The sequence below is a fragment of the Brevundimonas sp. AVps23W genome (assembly GCF_058681395.1).
The window spans coordinates 408919-425575 of record NZ_CM178738.1; the positions used below are offsets into that span (position 1 = coordinate 408919).

The 16657-nt window shown below is 66.3% G+C and carries 17 protein-coding genes and 1 tRNA gene; 9 read left to right on the forward strand and 9 right to left on the reverse strand.

Going from position 1 to position 16657, the window contains the following annotated elements:
• Positions 1 to 22: 22 nt before the first annotated feature.
• From ACW177_RS01940 to ACW177_RS01950, 3 genes are all read right to left on the reverse strand, one after another.
• Positions 23 to 1162 carry an acyltransferase family protein gene (locus ACW177_RS01940; protein ID WP_492026983.1) on the reverse strand — a complete coding sequence of 380 codons (1140 nt, stop codon included), beginning with the start codon at positions 1160 to 1162 and terminating at the stop codon, positions 23 to 25.
• A gap of 66 nt (positions 1163 to 1228) precedes the next feature.
• Positions 1229 to 2701, reverse strand: a complete 1473-nt coding sequence (locus ACW177_RS01945; RefSeq protein ID WP_492026984.1) for a carotenoid oxygenase family protein — start codon at positions 2699 to 2701, stop codon at positions 1229 to 1231.
• Between the two features lie 25 nt (positions 2702 to 2726).
• A complete protein-coding gene (locus tag ACW177_RS01950) occupies positions 2727 to 3155 on the reverse strand; it encodes a DUF2141 domain-containing protein (RefSeq protein WP_492026985.1) in 429 nt (142 codons plus the stop codon).
• A gap of 259 nt (positions 3156 to 3414) precedes the next feature.
• Between ACW177_RS01950 and ACW177_RS01955 the strand changes: the two genes are divergently transcribed.
• A tRNA-Ala gene (locus ACW177_RS01955) sits at positions 3415 to 3491 on the forward strand.
• Positions 3492 to 3512: 21 nt separating this feature from the next.
• Here ACW177_RS01955 and ACW177_RS01960 read toward each other — a convergent pair.
• Positions 3513 to 5693 (reverse strand): primosomal protein N', encoded by a 2181-nt coding sequence (locus ACW177_RS01960; RefSeq protein ID WP_492026986.1) that lies wholly within the window; start codon positions 5691 to 5693, stop codon positions 3513 to 3515.
• Between the two features lie 180 nt (positions 5694 to 5873).
• On the opposite strand from ACW177_RS01960, the gene fsa reads away from it, so the two are divergent.
• The 7 genes from fsa (at position 5874) to ACW177_RS01995 (ending at position 11543) form a co-directional block, all read left to right on the forward strand.
• Positions 5874 to 6527 carry a fructose-6-phosphate aldolase gene (fsa, locus tag ACW177_RS01965; RefSeq protein WP_271165077.1) on the forward strand — a complete coding sequence of 218 codons (654 nt, stop codon included), beginning with the start codon at positions 5874 to 5876 and terminating at the stop codon, positions 6525 to 6527.
• 36 nt (positions 6528 to 6563) lie between these two features.
• Complete coding sequence (locus tag ACW177_RS01970) at positions 6564 to 7277, forward strand: DUF484 family protein (RefSeq protein WP_492026987.1); 714 nt, start codon at positions 6564 to 6566, stop codon at positions 7275 to 7277.
• Positions 7259 to 8200, forward strand: a complete 942-nt coding sequence (locus tag ACW177_RS01975; RefSeq protein WP_492026988.1) for a tyrosine recombinase XerC — start codon at positions 7259 to 7261, stop codon at positions 8198 to 8200. The genes ACW177_RS01970 and ACW177_RS01975 overlap by 19 nt, the downstream gene beginning before the upstream one ends.
• Before the next feature lie 37 nt (positions 8201 to 8237).
• The gene (locus ACW177_RS01980) at positions 8238 to 8693 is read left to right on the forward strand and encodes an iron-sulfur cluster assembly scaffold protein (protein ID WP_492026989.1); all 456 of its coding nucleotides are present in this window, start codon (positions 8238 to 8240) and stop codon (positions 8691 to 8693) included.
• Between the two features lie 79 nt (positions 8694 to 8772).
• Positions 8773 to 9021, forward strand: a complete 249-nt coding sequence (gene yidD, locus ACW177_RS01985) for a membrane protein insertion efficiency factor YidD (protein WP_035305826.1) — start codon at positions 8773 to 8775, stop codon at positions 9019 to 9021.
• A complete protein-coding gene (gene thrS / locus ACW177_RS01990; RefSeq protein WP_492026990.1) occupies positions 9018 to 10946 on the forward strand; it encodes a threonine--tRNA ligase in 1929 nt (642 codons plus the stop codon). The genes yidD and thrS overlap by 4 nt, the downstream gene beginning before the upstream one ends.
• Positions 10947 to 11042: 96 nt before the next feature.
• Positions 11043 to 11543, forward strand: coding sequence for a YciE/YciF ferroxidase family protein (locus ACW177_RS01995; RefSeq protein WP_492026991.1), 501 nt, complete (start codon positions 11043 to 11045; stop codon positions 11541 to 11543).
• A gap of 60 nt (positions 11544 to 11603) precedes the next feature.
• Here the strand turns inward: ACW177_RS01995 and dapD are convergent, their stop codons facing one another.
• The 5 genes from dapD to ACW177_RS02020 form a co-directional block, all read right to left on the reverse strand.
• Entirely contained in the window at positions 11604 to 12461 is an 858-nt protein-coding gene (gene dapD, locus ACW177_RS02000) for a 2,3,4,5-tetrahydropyridine-2,6-dicarboxylate N-succinyltransferase (RefSeq protein ID WP_492026992.1), read from the reverse strand.
• Positions 12458 to 13120 carry a pyrimidine 5'-nucleotidase gene (locus tag ACW177_RS02005; RefSeq protein ID WP_492026993.1) on the reverse strand — a complete coding sequence of 221 codons (663 nt, stop codon included), beginning with the start codon at positions 13118 to 13120 and terminating at the stop codon, positions 12458 to 12460. The genes dapD and ACW177_RS02005 overlap by 4 nt, the downstream gene beginning before the upstream one ends.
• A complete protein-coding gene (gene argB, locus ACW177_RS02010; protein WP_492026994.1) occupies positions 13117 to 14046 on the reverse strand; it encodes an acetylglutamate kinase in 930 nt (309 codons plus the stop codon). Before argB ends, ACW177_RS02005 begins: the two co-directional genes overlap by 4 nt.
• 311 nt (positions 14047 to 14357) lie before the next feature.
• The gene (locus tag ACW177_RS02015) at positions 14358 to 14717 is read right to left on the reverse strand and encodes a class I SAM-dependent methyltransferase (protein ID WP_492028057.1); all 360 of its coding nucleotides are present in this window, start codon (positions 14715 to 14717) and stop codon (positions 14358 to 14360) included.
• 315 nt (positions 14718 to 15032) lie between these two features.
• Positions 15033 to 15722 carry a class I SAM-dependent methyltransferase gene (locus ACW177_RS02020; protein ID WP_492026995.1) on the reverse strand — a complete coding sequence of 230 codons (690 nt, stop codon included), beginning with the start codon at positions 15720 to 15722 and terminating at the stop codon, positions 15033 to 15035.
• A gap of 128 nt (positions 15723 to 15850) precedes the next feature.
• Between ACW177_RS02020 and ACW177_RS02025 the strand changes: the two genes are divergently transcribed.
• Positions 15851 to 16636 carry an ABC transporter permease gene (locus ACW177_RS02025; protein WP_492026996.1) on the forward strand — a complete coding sequence of 262 codons (786 nt, stop codon included), beginning with the start codon at positions 15851 to 15853 and terminating at the stop codon, positions 16634 to 16636.
• Positions 16637 to 16657 lie beyond the last annotated feature (21 nt).

Sequence of the window (16657 nt, forward strand, 5' to 3'; positions counted from 1 at the left end):
GGTGTTTTTAGAACACAGGGGCTCAGGATTCGACAACCCCTTTCGGCGTATCCCCGTGCGGCGGGCGCTTGCGCGTCTGATCGCTTGACAGGGAATTCCGGCCTTGGCCCCACGCCTTCAAAGCCTTGCGCGCCGGGTGTTCGACCAGGTGGTAGGACAGGGCCGCAACGACGGGCAAAAGGGCCAGAATCGCCAACCACACGAAAACGTGAACCTGCTTGTCTGGGGCGTCCGTGGCCTTGGCCGCCAGGTTCACGGCCAGCAATTTCCACGGCACGCAGACCATATAGACCGAATAGCTGATCTCCCCCAGATAGACGGCCGGCTTGGACGCCAGCCATCCCGCCCGTTCGTTCGGCAACGAGGCCAGCGACAGGATCAGGGCGCCGGCCAGCAGGACGGTGACCCCGTCCCACAGGCCCAGGGCCGCGCTCATCACCATCAGGCCGAACGACACGGCCGAGGTGGTCCAGGGCGCCTTCAGCGGCGCCCGGCGATAGACCAGATACAGGGCGCACCCCAGGGCGAAACAGGGCACGATCCGCAGCGCCCCCCAGCGGATGGTCGCCTCGGTCAGAGGGAAGCCCGCCAGCCGCTCGAACCCGTAGTAGAGCGCCGCCAGGAAGGCCGCCGCGCCGAGGAAGGCCACGACCGGCCGCTGACGCAGCCGCCAGAAGACCCAGGCGAACAGGGGGAAGCACAGATAGGCGAACCACTCCGCCGAGATCGACCAGGACGGATGGTTCCAACCCGCCACCGGCGCCAGGCCCCAGGCGTGGACCATCAGCAGATTGGCCGGCAGCGACGCCCAGCTCAGCACATTGCCGTCCACGCTCATCCCCGCGACCAGGGCGGCGCCGGCCAGCAGCCCCACCCCGATCAGGGTCGCCAGGTGCAGCGGATAGACCCGCGCCACCCGCGCCCACAGGAAGCTGCGATACGAGAACCGCTTCTCGCCGGCCGCCTGCAGATAGACATGGCTCAGGATAAATCCGGACAGGACGAAGAACAGCTCGACCCCCAGATACCCCTTGTCGACAAGGCCGGACGACGGCGCCCCGGCCAGGTTCTCCCAGAAGGTATAGACGGCCACCCAGATCGCCGCGCCGAAACGCAGGGCGGTGATGGGGCGAAGATCGGCGGGAGTCTGGACGGGGGTCATGGTCTCACCTTGGCACGTCGGGCTTGTCGAACCGTGAAGGCCCGCAAGCTTCGCGCCCCCGCCGCCCTAGGCGACCCACGTCCCGTGAAACCCCGCCGGCAGGGCCGTGTCCGCCTGCCAGCTCGCCACCGGCCCGTCCTCGACATGGGCCGCGTCGAACACGTGCAGCTCGGTCCGGCCGGCCTTCAGATTGACCGACGGCCCGACCAGCCAGGCGTCGGTCTCGGCCGTGGCGCCGGGCTTGGGCACGAAGACCGTCTCCTCGACGATCTGATGGAGGCCGAAGGTGAAGCCGTGCGACCGGCCGCTGTCCCAGTCCTGCACGGCCAGGCCCGTAGGCAGGGGCCGTCCCGTGGTTTCGCCGCTGGTGTGAACGGTCAGGCTGCGTTTCAGCCCCAGACGGCGCGGATCCGCCTTGGGGAACTCGCCGACAGCGTCCGTGGTCAGCATCTCGGCCTTGCCATCCGGACGCAGGGTGATCAGGGCCAGCTTGGCCGGATCGCCCGGCACGGTTCCATGGCCCTCCACCAGAACCCGCGCCCCATCGACGGCGAAGCGCGGATCGCCGCTGGCCGCCACGTCGAACCGGATCGTGCCGTCCGCCTCGGCCCAGGCGTCGCCCAGATGGAAGTGGAAGAAGCCCGGCAGTTCATAGAGGCGCGACTGCGTCAGGTCGTCCTTGTCCAGCACCATCACCTGCGTCCCCGCCTCGGGCCGCCACGCCAGCCCGTTGATCATGGGCAGGGCCTGACGCTCCTGGATCCAGGGCTGGAGCACCAGGATCACATGCCGGTCGGTGGCGGTGAAGTCGTGCATATAGCTGGCGCGCGGCAGGCGTATGATCTCGGCCCTGTTCAGACCGCCGTCGGGGTTCAGCCGCCAGATCACGGCCCGGTCGCCGGCCGTGCCGACATTCCAGATCGAGCCGTCGGGCACCCGCCGAGGGTGGGCCTGGAACGGCATGCCCTTCAGATCGTCGCGCAGGGTGACGAAGCCCTTTGTCGACAGGTCGGCCGCATCCATCGCCAGCGGCGAACCGCCTTCCCACAGGGCCCAGACCTGGTTCCCCGTCGCCATGACGGCGGTGTTGGCGGCGTTGGCGTCGTCGTTGGAGCTGATCCGCGCCCTTGCGTCGCCCCTTGTGCCGAAGCCGGGCGTGACGACGGCCTCCAGTTCGGTCTCGACCCGGCGTTTGGGCGTATCGGCGAACCGAGCCTCCAGCGTGGCCTGATCATCGTGGATGCGGAAGGCCCGCATCAGGCCGTCGCCGTCGAACCAGTGGGTGACGGAGCCGCCCGGACGCCGGAACCGACCCGGCCCGTTGCGGAACAGCGCGCCGTCCAACCCCGCCGGCGCCCGGCCGTGGATCAGGCGCATGGCTTGGCGGGGCAGGTCGCCCTCGACGTCGCGGGTGGCCAGGGCCCAGTCGGCCTTTGTTGCGGCGTCGAGGGCGGCCGCGGCGCGGACCATCTCGGGTGTAGCGACGGCGGCCGACAGGGCGGCGGCGCCCATCAGGAAGGAACGGCGTGAAGGGGTCATGGTCCGGCTCCGGGCTTAGGTCTGGTTACTTCAGGCTGATGGTCTGGACGACCGCGCCGGTCGCGGCGAACTTCGCGCGCTCCCACGAGGCCGGACCCATGTTGCCGGCGGCGTTGTTGGAGAAGGCGAAGGGCTCGATCGGCATGCCGAACGGATTGGTCTTCATCTTCCCGTCGCCATCGACGTCGTGGAAGGCCCGCATCGCATAGTCGCCGTCCGGCAGGTCCTCGAATCGGACCTGTTTGGAAGCGCCTCCCGCGTCCACCATGGCGTAACGAACCGGCTGGCCCTCGCCGCCATAGTTGGCCTCGCTGTTGAACAGGGCGACCATGATCCGTCCGGTCGGCGCGGCGACATCGAAGTCGAAGGTGATGTCGGCGGCCAGGGCGGGGGCCGACGACAGGGCGGCGGCGACCAGGGCGGCGGAGCCCCAGAGGGCGGAAAGGGTCTTCATGGCGGGCGTCCTGCTTCATGCCGGGCCGACGACCGGCCCTCGATGACCAGACCCTGAAGACGACGAGTCGCCTTCGCCATCGGACATGCGGGAGCGACCACCCGGCCTTCGTGAATGACCGTCTCGGCCGCCCACGAAGCGCCGGTCGCCACCCGCTCGATCAGTTTTCGCGCCCCATCTCGCCGTTACTGCCCGTTACATCTCGAAACGCGCACGATATCAGCCACAGCCCCGCCCCGTGGCAGTCTGCACGCGTTACGGCCTGGTGGCGGAGTGGCTACGCGGCGGGCCTGCAAGCCCGAAAACCCTCCGTTCGACTCGGAGGCCAGGCCTCCATCTTCTTCATCTCTCAGAGGTTCAGAGGAAGGAGTAGGGATCGACATCCACCGTCAGCCGGACCGAAGCGGGGATCTTCACCCGCGTCAGCCAGGCGCGCAGAAACGCCTGAAGGTTCACATCGCGGTCGGCCCGCACCAGCAGTCGCTTGCGCCGCCGTCCCCGCACCAAGGCCAGGGGCGCGTCGGCGGGGCCATAGACCTCCAGCCGCTCGGCGTTGGGAATGGCCTGGGCCAGGTCGGCGGCGACCTTCTCCACCGCCGCCGCATTCTCGCTGGACAGGATGATCGCCGCCAACCGGCCGAAGGGGGGCAGGGACGCCGCTTCCCGCTCGGCCATCTCCGCCTCGACGAAGGCGTCCCGGTCGCCGGCCGCCAGGGCCATCAGCACCGGATGCTCCGGGGTCCAGGTCTGCAGCAGAGCGCGCCCCGGCCGATCCGCTCGGCCTGCCCGCCCTGTCGCCTGGGCCAAGAGCTGATAGGTCCGCTCGGCCGCTCGCAGATCGCCGCCCCGCAAGCCCAGGTCCGCATCCACCACCCCGACCAGGGTCAGGCGGGGGAAGTTGTGGCCCTTGGCGGCGGCCTGGGTCGCGACCAGGATGTCGATCTCGCCGTCGGTCATCCGCTGGATCAGCGCGCGCGCGGACTTGGCGTCGGGCGCGGTGTCCGAGCTGAACACCGCCGTCCGCGCCTCGGGGAATAGCTGGCGCACCTCCTCCTCGACCCGTTCGACGCCGGGCCCGACCGAGACCAGCGAGTCCTCCGCTCCGCACGACGGGCACAGTTTCGGCCGCGCCATCGAGAAGCCGGTCAGGTGACAGACCAGGCGGCCGGTATAGCGATGCTCGACCAGCCAGCTGTCGGTGTCCGGCGCCGTCAGCCGGTGTCCGCAGACGCGGCACAGGACGACGGGCGCATAGCCGCGCCGGTTCAGGAACAACAGAGTCTGCTCGCCCCGCGCCAGGGTCTCGCCCACCGCCAGACGCAGCGGTTGCGACAGCCATGTCTGGGGATCGGGCGTGTGCTGGCGCAGGTCCAGCAGTTCGATGTCGGGCATCACCGCCACCCCGTGACGCGCGCCCAGCTTCAGCCAGTCATACCGCCCGGCCTGGGCGTTCCACAGGGTCTCCAGCGACGGCGTCGCCGAGGCCAGAACCACCGCCGCCCCCTCGATCCGCGCCCGCGCCACCGCCAGGTCGCGCCCGTGATAGACCAGACCCTCTTCCTGTTTGAACGAACTGTCGTGCTCCTCGTCCACCACGATCAGCCGCAGATCGACGAAGGGCAGGAACAGGGCCGAACGGGCGCCGACCACGATATTGCACCGGCCGGCGACCACCGCCTCCCACACCTGACGCCGGCGGGGTGGGGCGACGCCCGAGTGCCATTCGGCCGGGGCGGCGCCGAACCGGTCCGTGATCCGTTCGATCAGGGCCTGGGTCAGGGCGATCTCGGGCAGAAGGATCAGAATCTGCGCCTTCGGATCGGCCCGCAGCACCCGCGCGATCGCCTCCAGATAGGCCTCGGTCTTGCCCGACCCCGTGACGCCGTCCAGCAGGAAGGGCCGGAAACCGCCGCCCGTCACGCCCGCCGCCAGGGCCGAAGCCGCCGCCGCCTGGTCGCCGTTCAGGGTCGCCGGCGCATGGTCGGGATCGGGCCGGTCGAACGCCGCCTCCGCCGCGATTTCGATGATCTCCAGCACCCCCTCGTCGATCAGGCCCTTGATCACCCCCGACGACACGCCGGCGGCGCGCGCCAGATCGGCGACGGCCATGGCGCGGTCGCCCAGGGCCTCCAGCACCCCCGTCCGAGCCGGGGTGGCGCGCGCCGGTTGCCGGTCGCCAACCCGCCGCACCTTGCGTTCCGGCCGGGGACGCGGTGCGCGTAGGCCTTTCAGCGCGGTCGCCGCCATCTCGCCGGGCGGCGACAGGGTCCAGCGCCCGGCCCATTCGACGAAGTCCATCACCCCGGCCGGCAGGGCGGGGTCGTCCAGTCTCGACTCGACCGATTTCAGCCGCCGGTTGGAGCCGGTGGTCTCGAACACCTCCGCCACCACGCCCCGGATCAGCCGCGGCCCCAGGGGCACCGCGACCTGATCGCCGCGCGCCAGCGTCATGCCTTCGGGCGCCTCGTAATCGAAGGCTTCCGGCACCGGCAGGGGAATGAGGACCGAGGCGACTTTCACTCGCCGTCTCCTCCCCATGAAATGGGGAGGGGGACCACGAAGTGGTGGAGGGGCTCTTGCCGCATCACAGGCGCCTGTCGTGCGGCCAGAACCCCTCCGTCACGACGCGAAGACGCGCCGCGCCACCTCCCCATCGCAAGCGACGGGGAGGAGAAAGGGAGTCGCATCCGCTGCTCGGTGACGTTAAAAGCCCTGTCCATGAAACTCTTTCTCGATACCGCCGACGTCGCCGTCATCAAGGACATGGTCCCCACCGGCATGGTGGACGGCGTCACCACCAATCCGTCGCTGATCGCCAAGTCGGGTCGGAACATCGCCGAGGTCATCGCCGAGATTTGCGCCCTCGTCGAGGGGCCGATTTCCGCCGAGGCCGTCTCGCTCGATTTCGAGACCATGGTCAAGGAGGGCGACAAGCTCGCCGCCATCGCCCCGAACGTGGTCGTGAAACTGCCCCTGACCTGGGACGGCCTGCGCGCCTGCCGCGTCTTCACCGACAAGGGGATCAAGACCAACGTCACCCTGTGCTTCTCGGCCGCCCAGGCGCTGCTGGCGGCCAAGGCCGGCGCCACCTTCGTCTCGCCCTTCGTCGGCCGACTGGAAGACAATGGCGCCGACGGCATCGCCCTGCTGGAGGAAATCCGCGTCCTCTATGACGTGCACGGTTTCGAGACCCAGATCCTGGCCGCCTCGCTGCGCAACGTCGCCCATGTAGCCGCCGCCGCCGTCGCCGGATCGGACGCCGCAACCTTCGGCGCTGACACATTCAAGGCTCTGGTAAAGCACCCGTTAACCGACAGAGGTCTTGATGCCTTCGTGGCGGACTGGGCCAAGACCGGTCAGTCCATCCTGTAAATCGCGCGTCACGGAGAGGTCTGTTTGAGCGGCTCATTGGACCTTTTCGAAACCTCCGAGGCGGAGGCCGTCCCCCATCTGGGCGACGGCCTGCACTGGCCCGAGGTGCGCGGCTGGCTTCAGACCCATCCCCAGACCCTGCTGGACGACCGCTCCCTGCTGGAAGAGATCGGTCTGCGTCCGCACGGCCGCAATGTGTTGGAGTTCGGCGCCGCCGCCCTGACGCGGATGGAGGCCGTGGTCGAGCGTGAGGCCGGCGCCCGACGCGAGGTCGAGACCATCGCCCGCGCCAATTTCGCCGCCCAGACCCAGACCCATGTCGCCGCCCTCGACCTGATGGAGGCCCGCAACCATTCCGATCTGGCGCGACGCCTGGACGCGGCGGCCCAGGGACGGTTCGGCCTGGCCGGCGCCGCCATCGCCCTGGAACGACCGGGCGGCGTGCCCTTCGGCTGGCGCGGACTGGAGGCGGGCGAAGTGGACGGCTTGCTCGGCGAACACGGCCTGACCTGGCTGGGCCCGATGTTCGAGGGCCTGGACCTGTTCGGCGCAGCCGCCGATCAGGTGAAGTCCGTCGCCCTGATCCGTATGGCGCCGCATCTGACGCCGGGCGAACCGCCCCGCCCCTGCCTGTGCGCCTTCGGTTCGCCCGAACCCGAGGGTTTCACCCCCACCATGGGCTGCGAACTGGCCGCCTTCCTGGCCCGGGTGGTGGAGCGGATGGCCGAGCGATGGCCGGTGTTGAACTGACCGCCGCCGAGGCCCTGCTCGCCTGGCTTGAGCATCTGGCGCACGAGCGGCGGCTGTCGCCCCGCACCCTGGAGGCCTACGGCCATATCGGCCGGCTCTATGTCGCCTTCCTCGAACGCCATCGCGGCGAGGCCCTGACGTTGAAGACGCTGGGAACCGTCACCGCCGCCGAGGTCCGCGCCCATCTGGCGGACCGCCGATCCGGCGATCATCCCCTGGCGGCCCGGTCCCTCAGCCAGACCCTGTCGGCCATTCGCGGCTTTCACGCCTTCCTGGACCGACGACTGGACACGCCCGCCCCCCAGCTGGCCCTGGTGCGCGGTCCCCGCATCAAGCCGTCCCTGCCCCGACCGGTGACGGAGGACCAGGCGCGCGGCCTGCTGGCCGAACCCGACGCCGATCCGGACGCCGAACCGTGGGAAGCCGCGCGCGACCGCGCCGTCCTGACCCTGCTCTACGGCTGCGGGTTGCGGATTTCCGAAGGCCTGTCCCTGATCCGGGCCGACGCCCCGCTGGGCGAGACCCTGCGTATTCTCGGCAAGGGGTCAAAGACCCGGATCGTCCCGGTCCTGCCCGCCGTCCGCGCGGCGGTGGACGCCTATCTGGCGCTCCAGCCCTTTCCGCTTCAACCGTCCGACGCCCTGTTCCGCGCCCGGCGCGGCGGGCCGCTCAGCCCGCGTCACGTCCAGGCCTCGGTCCAGCGGCTGCGCGGCCGGCTGGGCCTGCCCGAACGCACCACCCCCCACGCCCTGCGCCACAGTTTCGCGACCCATCTGCTGGGCGCCGGCGCCGACCTGCGCTCGATCCAGGAACTGCTGGGCCACGCCAGCCTGTCGACGACCCAGAAATACACCGGCGTCGACGCCGAACGCCTGTTGAACGCCTATGCGGCGGCCCATCCGCGCGCCCATCCGCACGCATAGGCTTTCACCTAGGCCCCGCCCGTCCTATCTTCCCGCCATGATCGACGATCTCTACAGCGCGCGCATTCTGACGCTGGCCGCCAACCTGCCTCATGCGGGGCGGCTGCCGTCGCCTGAGGGCACCGGCGAGCGGGTCGCCAAACTGTGTGGATCGCGCGCCACCGTCGATGTGACGCTGGATGATGAAGGCCGCGTCGTCGGCTTCGCCCAGGACGTCAAGGCCTGCGCCCTGGGTCAGGCTGCGGCGGGTGTCCTGGGCCAGTCCGTCATCGGCGCCTCGGTCGAGGAGATCGCCGGCGCCCGCGACGCCATGATCGCCATGCTGAAATCCGGCGGCGAAGGCCCGGTCGGCCGGTTCGAGGATCTGCGCCTCCTGCGCCAGGTCGCCGACTATCCCGCCCGTCGCGCCTCGACCCTGGTGGCGGTCGAGGCGACGCTGGAGGCGGTCCATCAGGCCCTGACCGCGCGAACTCGTCTCGCCGGCGCGGCCTGACGGGCTCTGACCGGTTGATCCCCCTGCGATGACAGGGGATAAGCGCGGCGAACCCATTCAGCCCCCGGCGAAGGGACATATGTCTCTCTATGAACGCGGCGTCCGCGCGGCCCATCGGGGCTACAAGCTGACGCTGTCCCCCCTGATCGGCCAGCAGTGCCGGTTCCTGCCGACCTGTTCGGACTATGGGCGCGACGCCCTGATCCAGCACGGGCCGGTCAAGGGGGGATGGCTCACCGTGCGTCGCCTCTGTAAATGCCATCCCTTCGGCGGTTCGGGCTATGACCCGGTCCCGCCCCTGAAGACCGACGAAAAAGAACAGTCATGATCGATCTGAAATTCCCCGACGGCGCGGTGCGTCAGTATCCGGCCGGTTCGACGGCGCGCGACGTCGCGACCTCGATCTCGCCGTCCCTGGCCAAGAAGGCGGTCCTGGCCGAGTTGAACGGCGAGCAGCGCGACATGGGCCGGGTGCTGGAAACGGGCGGCGACTTCCGCCTGATCATGCGCGACGACCCCGCCGCGCTCTACACCATCCGCCACGACACGGCCCACGTTCTGGCCGAGGCGGTCCAGACCCTGTTCCCCGGCACCCAGGTCACGATCGGCCCGGCCATCGAGGACGGCTTCTATTATGACTTCTTCCGCGACGAGCCCTTCTCGACCGACGACTTCGCCGCCATCGAGAAGGAAATGGGCCGGATCGTCGATCGCGACGCCAGGTTCGAGCGCGAGGTCTGGGACCGCGACGAGGCCATCGTCTTCTTCGAGGCGCGCGGTGAGAAGTTCAAGGCCGAGCTGATCCGCGACCTGCCCGAGAACGAGACCATCACTCTGTACAAACAGGGCGACTGGATCGACCTGTGCCGGGGCCCGCACTTCCCCTCGACGCGCCATGTCGGCAAGGCGTTCAAGCTGACCAAACTGGCCGGCGCCTACTGGCGCGGCGATTCCAAGCGCGAACAGCTGCAGCGCATCTACGGCACCGCCTGGGCGACCAAGGAAGACCTGGACGCCTATCTGCAGCGGCTGGAAGAGGCCGAGAAGCGCGACCACCGCAAGGTCGGCAAGGCGATGGAGCTCTTCCACATGCAGGAAGAGGGCCGAGGCATGGTCTTCTGGCATCCCAAGGGCTGGATCCTGTGGCGCGTGCTGGAGGCCTATATGCGCCGCCGCCTGGACGCCGCCGGCTATGTGGAGGTCAAGACGCCCCAGGTGCTGGACCGTAAGTTCTGGGAACAGAGCGGCCACTGGGACAAGTACCGCCCCAATATGTTCGTCTGCGAGACGGTTGAGGGCGAGACCCTGTCGCTCAAGCCGATGAACTGCCCCGGCCACGTCCAGATCTTCGACCAGGGTCAGCGCTCCTACCGCGAACTGCCGCTGCGCATGGCCGAGTTCGGCGCCTGCCACCGCTATGAGCCGTCGGGCTCGCTGCACGGCCTGATGCGGGTGCGCGGCTTCACCCAGGACGACGCCCACATCTTCTGCCGCGAGGACCAGATCGTCGAGGAGACGGCCGAGTTCATCAAACTGGCGCGCAGCGTCCACGCCGACCTGGGCATGGAGACGGCCTATATCAGCCTGGGCACCCGGCCTGAGAACCGCGCCGGTTCGGACGAGTTCTGGGACAAGGCCGAGGCCCTGATGGCCGAAGCCGCCCGCGCCGCCGGGACCGAGCCGGTCGTCACCGAGGGCGACGGCGCCTTCTACGCGCCCAAGCTGGACTTCATCGTCAAGGATGCCATCGGCCGCGAATGGACCTGCGGCACGATCCAGCTGGACTATGTCCTGCCGGAACGGCTCGATGCGAACTACATCGCCGAGGACGGCCAGAAGCACCGCCCGGTCATGCTGCACCGGGCGATTCTGGGCAGCTTCGAACGGTTCATCGGCATCATGATCGAGAACTACGCCGGCGCCTTCCCCCTGTGGCTGGCCCCGACCCAGGCCGTGGTCGCCACCATCACCTCGGACGCCGACGACTACGCCCGCGACGTGATGGCCCGCTTCAAGGCCGCCGGCCTGCGCACCGAGATCGACCTCCGCAACGAGAAGGTCGGCTACAAGGTGCGCGAACACTCGGTCGGCAAGGTGCCGGTCATCGCCGTCGTCGGCCGCCAGGAAGCCGAGCAGGGCATGGTCGCCATCCGCCGCCTGGGCTCCCAGGCCCAGACGGTGGTCACGGTCGAGGAAGCCATCCGCATCCTGACCGACGAAGCCACGCCGCCGGACCTGAAACGGGCCGGCTGAGGCCCTAAGCCCGGTTTCGGACAGAGGAACGGTCGTCGATCTGATCGCTTGTGGTGGGGTGCGCCCCCGCGCCCCATCACAACAGCGAGACATCCCATGGCCGAGAAAACCCTCGACACCCTGTTCCACGACACGCTCAAGGACATCTATTACGCCGAGCGTAAGATCCTGAAGTCCCTGCCCAAGATGGCCCGCGCCGCCCAGTCCCCCGAGCTGAAGGCCGCCTTCGAAAAACATAAGGGTCAGACCGAAGGTCAGATCGAACGCCTCCAGCAGGTGTTCGAGATCATCGGCAAGGCCCCGCGCGGCAAGACCTGCGACGCCATCGAAGGCATCCTGGCCGAGGGCGACGAGATCATGGAAGAATACAAGGACAACCCGGCCCTCGACGCCGGCCTGCTGGCCGCCGCCCAGGCGGTGGAACACTATGAGATCACCCGCTACGGCACCCTGAAGCGCTGGGCCATGGTGCTCGACATGGAAGACGCCGCCGCCCTGTTGGACGAAACTCTGCAGGAAGAATCCCAGACCGACGAAGACCTGACCGGCATCGCCGACGCCGCCGTCAACGCCGACGCGATGAAGAGCGCCGCCTGATCTTATCGGCCGGATAAACAACGGAGGCGGCCGCGCGGTCGCCTCCGTTTTCGTATCTGATCAGTCGCGCAGCAGCTCGTTGACCCCGGTCTTGGCCCGGGTCTGGGCGTCCACCCGCTTGACGATGACGGCGCAGTACAGCGACGGGCCGCCCTTGGGATCCGGCAAGGCGCCCGGCACGACGACCGAATAGGCCGGAACCTCGCCCCGGAAGACCTCGCCCGTGGCGCGGTCGACGATCTTGGTCGAGCCCGACAGATAGACGCCCATGGCTAGGACCGCGCCCTCGCGCACGATCACGCCCTCGGCCACCTCGGCGCGGGCGCCGATGAAACAGCCGTCCTCGATGATGGTCGGATTGGCCTGGAGCGGCTCCAGCACCCCGCCGATGCCCGCACCGCCCGACAAGTGGACGTTCTTGCCGATCTGGGCGCAGGAGCCGACCGTGGCCCACGCGTCCACCATGGACCCTTCGTCCACAAAGGCGCCGATGTTCACGAACGACGGCATCAGCACGACATTCTTGGCGATGTAAGCGCCTTGGCGAACAATGGCGCCGGGCACCGAGCGGAAGCCGGCCGCCTGATAGTCAGCAGCGGCCCAGTCGCCGAACTTGTTGGGCACCTTGTCCCAATAGGGGCCGACGCCCGGCGCGTGGCTGGTCGGGCCGCGGTCGCCGGCGCGCATGATCTGGTTGTCGTTCAGGCGGAAGGACAGCAGCACCGCCTTCTTCAGCCACTGATGCGTGGTCCAGACCCCGTCTTCCCCGCGCGAGGCGACGCGCGCCTGGCCGGCGTCCAGCAGGGCCAGGGCGGTTTCGACCGCGTCGCGCACATCGCCATGGGTGGCGGCCGAGACGTCCGCGCGCTCTTCCCAGGCGGCCTCGATGACGGATTCGAGATGCGACAGGTCGGTCATGCGGCGGCGTCCTTGAAGTTCAGGGCGTTGAGGAAGTCGAGAAGATCGGGGGCGATCCAGTCAATATGGTCCCCCAGGGGCTTGCCGTGACCGTCGCCGATCAGGACGGTCGCCATCCCCAGGGCCTTGGCCGGCTCCAGGTTCTTGGGCGTATCCTCGAAGAAGGCGGCGCAGCGGGGTTCGAAATCGAACCGCTCGATCATGCGGCGAAAGGCCGACGGCGCCGGCTTGGGCGTCAGGTCGCCGTCCTCGATGGCGAACACCCCCTCGAAACAGTCGGCGACGCCGATCCGGTCCAGCACCCGGTGCGCATACTCCCGCGCGCCGTTGGTGAAGACGAAACAACGCCCCGGCAGGGTCTTCAGCCGTTCGGCCAGACGCGGATTGGGCTCCACCCCGTCCAGCGGCACCTCATGCACCACGCGCAGGAAGTCCTCGGGATCGATGGTGTAGTTGGCCATCAGCCCGGCCAGAGTCGTGCCGTGCTCGTCCAGGAACTGCCGTTGCAGGACCCGCGCCTCCTGGGGCGCCAGTCCGACCGCCTCGACCACATAGGCGTTGATCCGCGCCTGGACCAAGGACATCAGCCCCTGATCGCGCGGGTACAGGGTGTCGTCCATGTCGAACACCCAGGCGTTGACATGCGACAGGTCGATCAAGACGCCTTCACCAGGGTGCCGGCGCCGAACTCGGTGAACAGTTCCACCAGCATGGCGTGCGGCCGCCGGCCGTCCAGAATGACCACGGCCTCGACCCCGGCCCGCACGGCCGCCATGGCCGTCTCCAGCTTGGGGATCATGCCGCCGGAGGCGACGCCGGTGTCGATCAGGCCTTGCGCCTCCTCCAGCGTCATCTGGCGAATGATCTCGCCGTCCGCGCCCTTGACCCCCGGCACGTCGGTCAGCAGCAGCATCCGCTTGGCGTTCAGCGACCCGGCGATGGCGCCCGCCACCGTATCGGCGTTGACGTTATAGGTCTGGCCGTCCTCGGCCACCCCGATCGGCGCGATGACCGGAACCCAGTCCTCGGTCTCCGACGCGATCAGCCCCTTGATCAGCTTGGGATCCACCTTGGTCGGTTCGCCGACATAGCCCAGATCGACCTCGTGCTCGATCATACTGTCTGGGTCGCGCTTGGTGCGACGGGTCTTCTCGACCGTCAGCAGGCCGGCGTCCTTGCCCGACAGACCGACGCCGCGCACGTCCGCCTCCTTGCCCGCCATGGTGATCCAGTGGGCGATCTCTTTGTTCACGGCGCCGGACAGGACCATTTCGGCCACCTCCATCGTCGCCGGATCCGTAACCCTCAGCCCATCGACGAAGCTGGATTTCACCCCCGCCTTGTCCAGCATGGCGCTGATCTGCGGCCCGCCGCCGTGCACCACGACCGGGTTCACCCCCATCAGCTTCAGCAGCACCACATCGGCCGCAAACTGCCGCGCTACGGCGCTCTCGCCCATGGCGTGACCGCCGTATTTGATGACCACGGTCTCGCGGTCATAGACCTGAATATACGGCAGGGCCTCGGCGAGCGTCTTCGCCGTCTCCCAGCTGCGTTCCTCGGACTGGCGTTCTGTTTCGTTCATCACCGGCGCGAGATAGCGGGGGATGGGAGCGGTGTCACGTGGGAAGGGCCCGCTTGACTAGATCGGGTTTCAATTTGGCGCAATCTACAAGGCGAGTGAAGATAGCGCGCCTACTTCACCGTCGTAAAGAAAATCGCATAGGGGTGAGAATCCCCTGGAACAGGTGGGCGAATCCAGCATTGGAAATTCACAAACCCGATCTTGTTCAGATCGTCCTCAAGGAAATCAGTGTTTTCCACCATGGTATCGTGACCGATGTTGGTAGTAGTCGCCTCGTAGTGATTGTCATAGTAGCTGGCCTTACCATCCGATCAACCAAATCCCATCTGTATCGAGATGCGGCCGCCGGGCTTTAGGATACGGTACATATCTTCAAAAATTGCATATCGCACCTCGTGGACACAAATGTGCTGCAGCGCAATTGTAGAAAATACCATATCGTAAGCATCATTGGCAGCATCACCGCAACTCCGGCCGTCCGTCAAAAATAAGTTAGGCGTTTCGATTCCGTGATGATTAAGATTCGTCTTGGCGTTGTCGAGGTTAGCTTGAGCGATGTCTGCGCCATCGATCCTAGAAAATCGATCAGCATATTTTACGATGTTCCGGCCAGGTCCGCAGGCAAAGTCAAGCGCTACCTTATTTTTGTAGCTGTCATCGACACCTTGCATCAAGAATCGATCATAATCCGGCCAATCATTGTGCGCGTCATAGCTACCGACGACAGCATCGAGCTTTGCTTCAGCATCATAACTTGAGCGCCCTGCAGCCTGTTCATACTAGGCGCGCCGCATCTCGATATACTGTTCCGACCCGCTCATTTTTACGTCCTTTTTATCACTAAAATTCATGTTCAGCCTAATGGCTCAGGCGTCAATAGTAGATCGCGTATTCGCTCAAAAAGGTGATCGAACTGAAGACCGGCTGCCGAGTTGTTCTTTGCTCGAACGCGCTTTTTCATAGCGCCTTGATCGGAACCTTCGAATTTAAAGACCGTGACGGCGCGCGGTGACGAAGAGCCGCTCTGGCGAAGACCAGATGGTGTGCAGCGCCTCTTTCGGCGGCACACCCTCGAGCGCCACCCAATTGTGTGGATCTGGATCCCGACCAAAGGCGCGCTGAAACCCTGCGGCAACCACGTCATCGGCTGTCACATCACAAGTCCAGTCGTCCTGCTTGGAGCAAACGGCCGACAGCAGCCAGCCGTCAATCGTCTCCATGCTTTCAACGACGAAGCCAGCTGACAGAAGGTACACACGCAGGGTTAGGGGGGTGAAGCCCGTGTAGTGGAAATCGCCGGGATGGGCCTGATTGCCGAACATGCAGATCGTCATGCCAAACTGATGATCAAACTTCGGATTTGCTCGCATCATGTTGATGACGCCTTCGACATTGCTGGTCTGAATGACCAGCTTTCCGCCGGGTTTGAGGTAGTCTGCCCAAGTCAGTAGCGCAGACAACGTCGCCGACCGCGGAATGTGTTCTAAAACATCGTGCGCCAGCACTTCGTCAAAGTGCTGGCGAGGAATGCCGCTATCGTCTGCCAAAGACACAAGGATGTCCGGCTCGCACGCCGGATCAACGTCCACGTTGACGTACCCTTCCCGCTTGTCGTAGCCGCACCCGATATTTAGCTTGCGAGCCAATTTGGTCGATTTCCGGGGCTTCATGTACATCGTCTCTCCAGGACAAAATTCGCGCCGAAGCTACTCGTAAATGGAGCGGCGCGGAAAGGCGCTTTCTTTATAAGCCCAAAAGGCGCTCCGACCTTGCATCCCCTAAGCCATCCGCAGAGAATGACTTAATGAATCGCTCGCTTCCTACCGGCCTGCCCCGCCAAGGACGCATCATTGGCGCGCTAATGATGCGAGAAATCATGACGCGGTATGGCCGGGAAGGACTTGGCTTTCTGTGGTTGATCGGAGAGCCGCTGATCTTCTGTATCGGCGTGCTGATTATGTGGCACTTCATTAAACCGCCTTATGAGCACGGCATCAAATTGGGCCCATTCGTGATGACGGGCTACATGTCATTGCTGCTTTTGCGCCACCTGATTGGCGCGACAATAACAGCGCTACAAGCGAACTCGGGGCTTCTGTATCACTCGCGCATAAAACCGTTGCATATATATGCAACGCGAGTCCTGTTGGAATTTGCCGGAGCAACTTGTGCCTTTATTATTGTTTATGCTCTTCTTCTTGCTTTAAGACAAGTCAACCTTCCGTCCGATTATCTATTGCTGTACTGTGGCTGGCTTCTCATGCTAGGGCTTGGGTCAGGCCTTGCTTTGACGTTTGGGGGGCTGGCGATGATGTCCGAGCTCTTTGAGCGCCTTGTGGGCTTCTTGAGCTACGCGCTCATCCCCGTATCGGGCGCATTTGTGATGACATCCTTCCTCCCCCCATCGGCTCAGGAAATCTATCTCTGGATCCCATTCCCTCACGCCGTGGAAATGATACGGGCTTCCGTGTTCGGCGAGTTCGTCGAAACCCACTACAATCCGGCCTATGCGCTTCTTTGGGTTCTCATCATGAACCTCACCGGCGTGGTGTTGATAACAGTTGCCAGCAAGCGCATCGAAGTCGATTAAGCATCGATCCGATCGTACGCC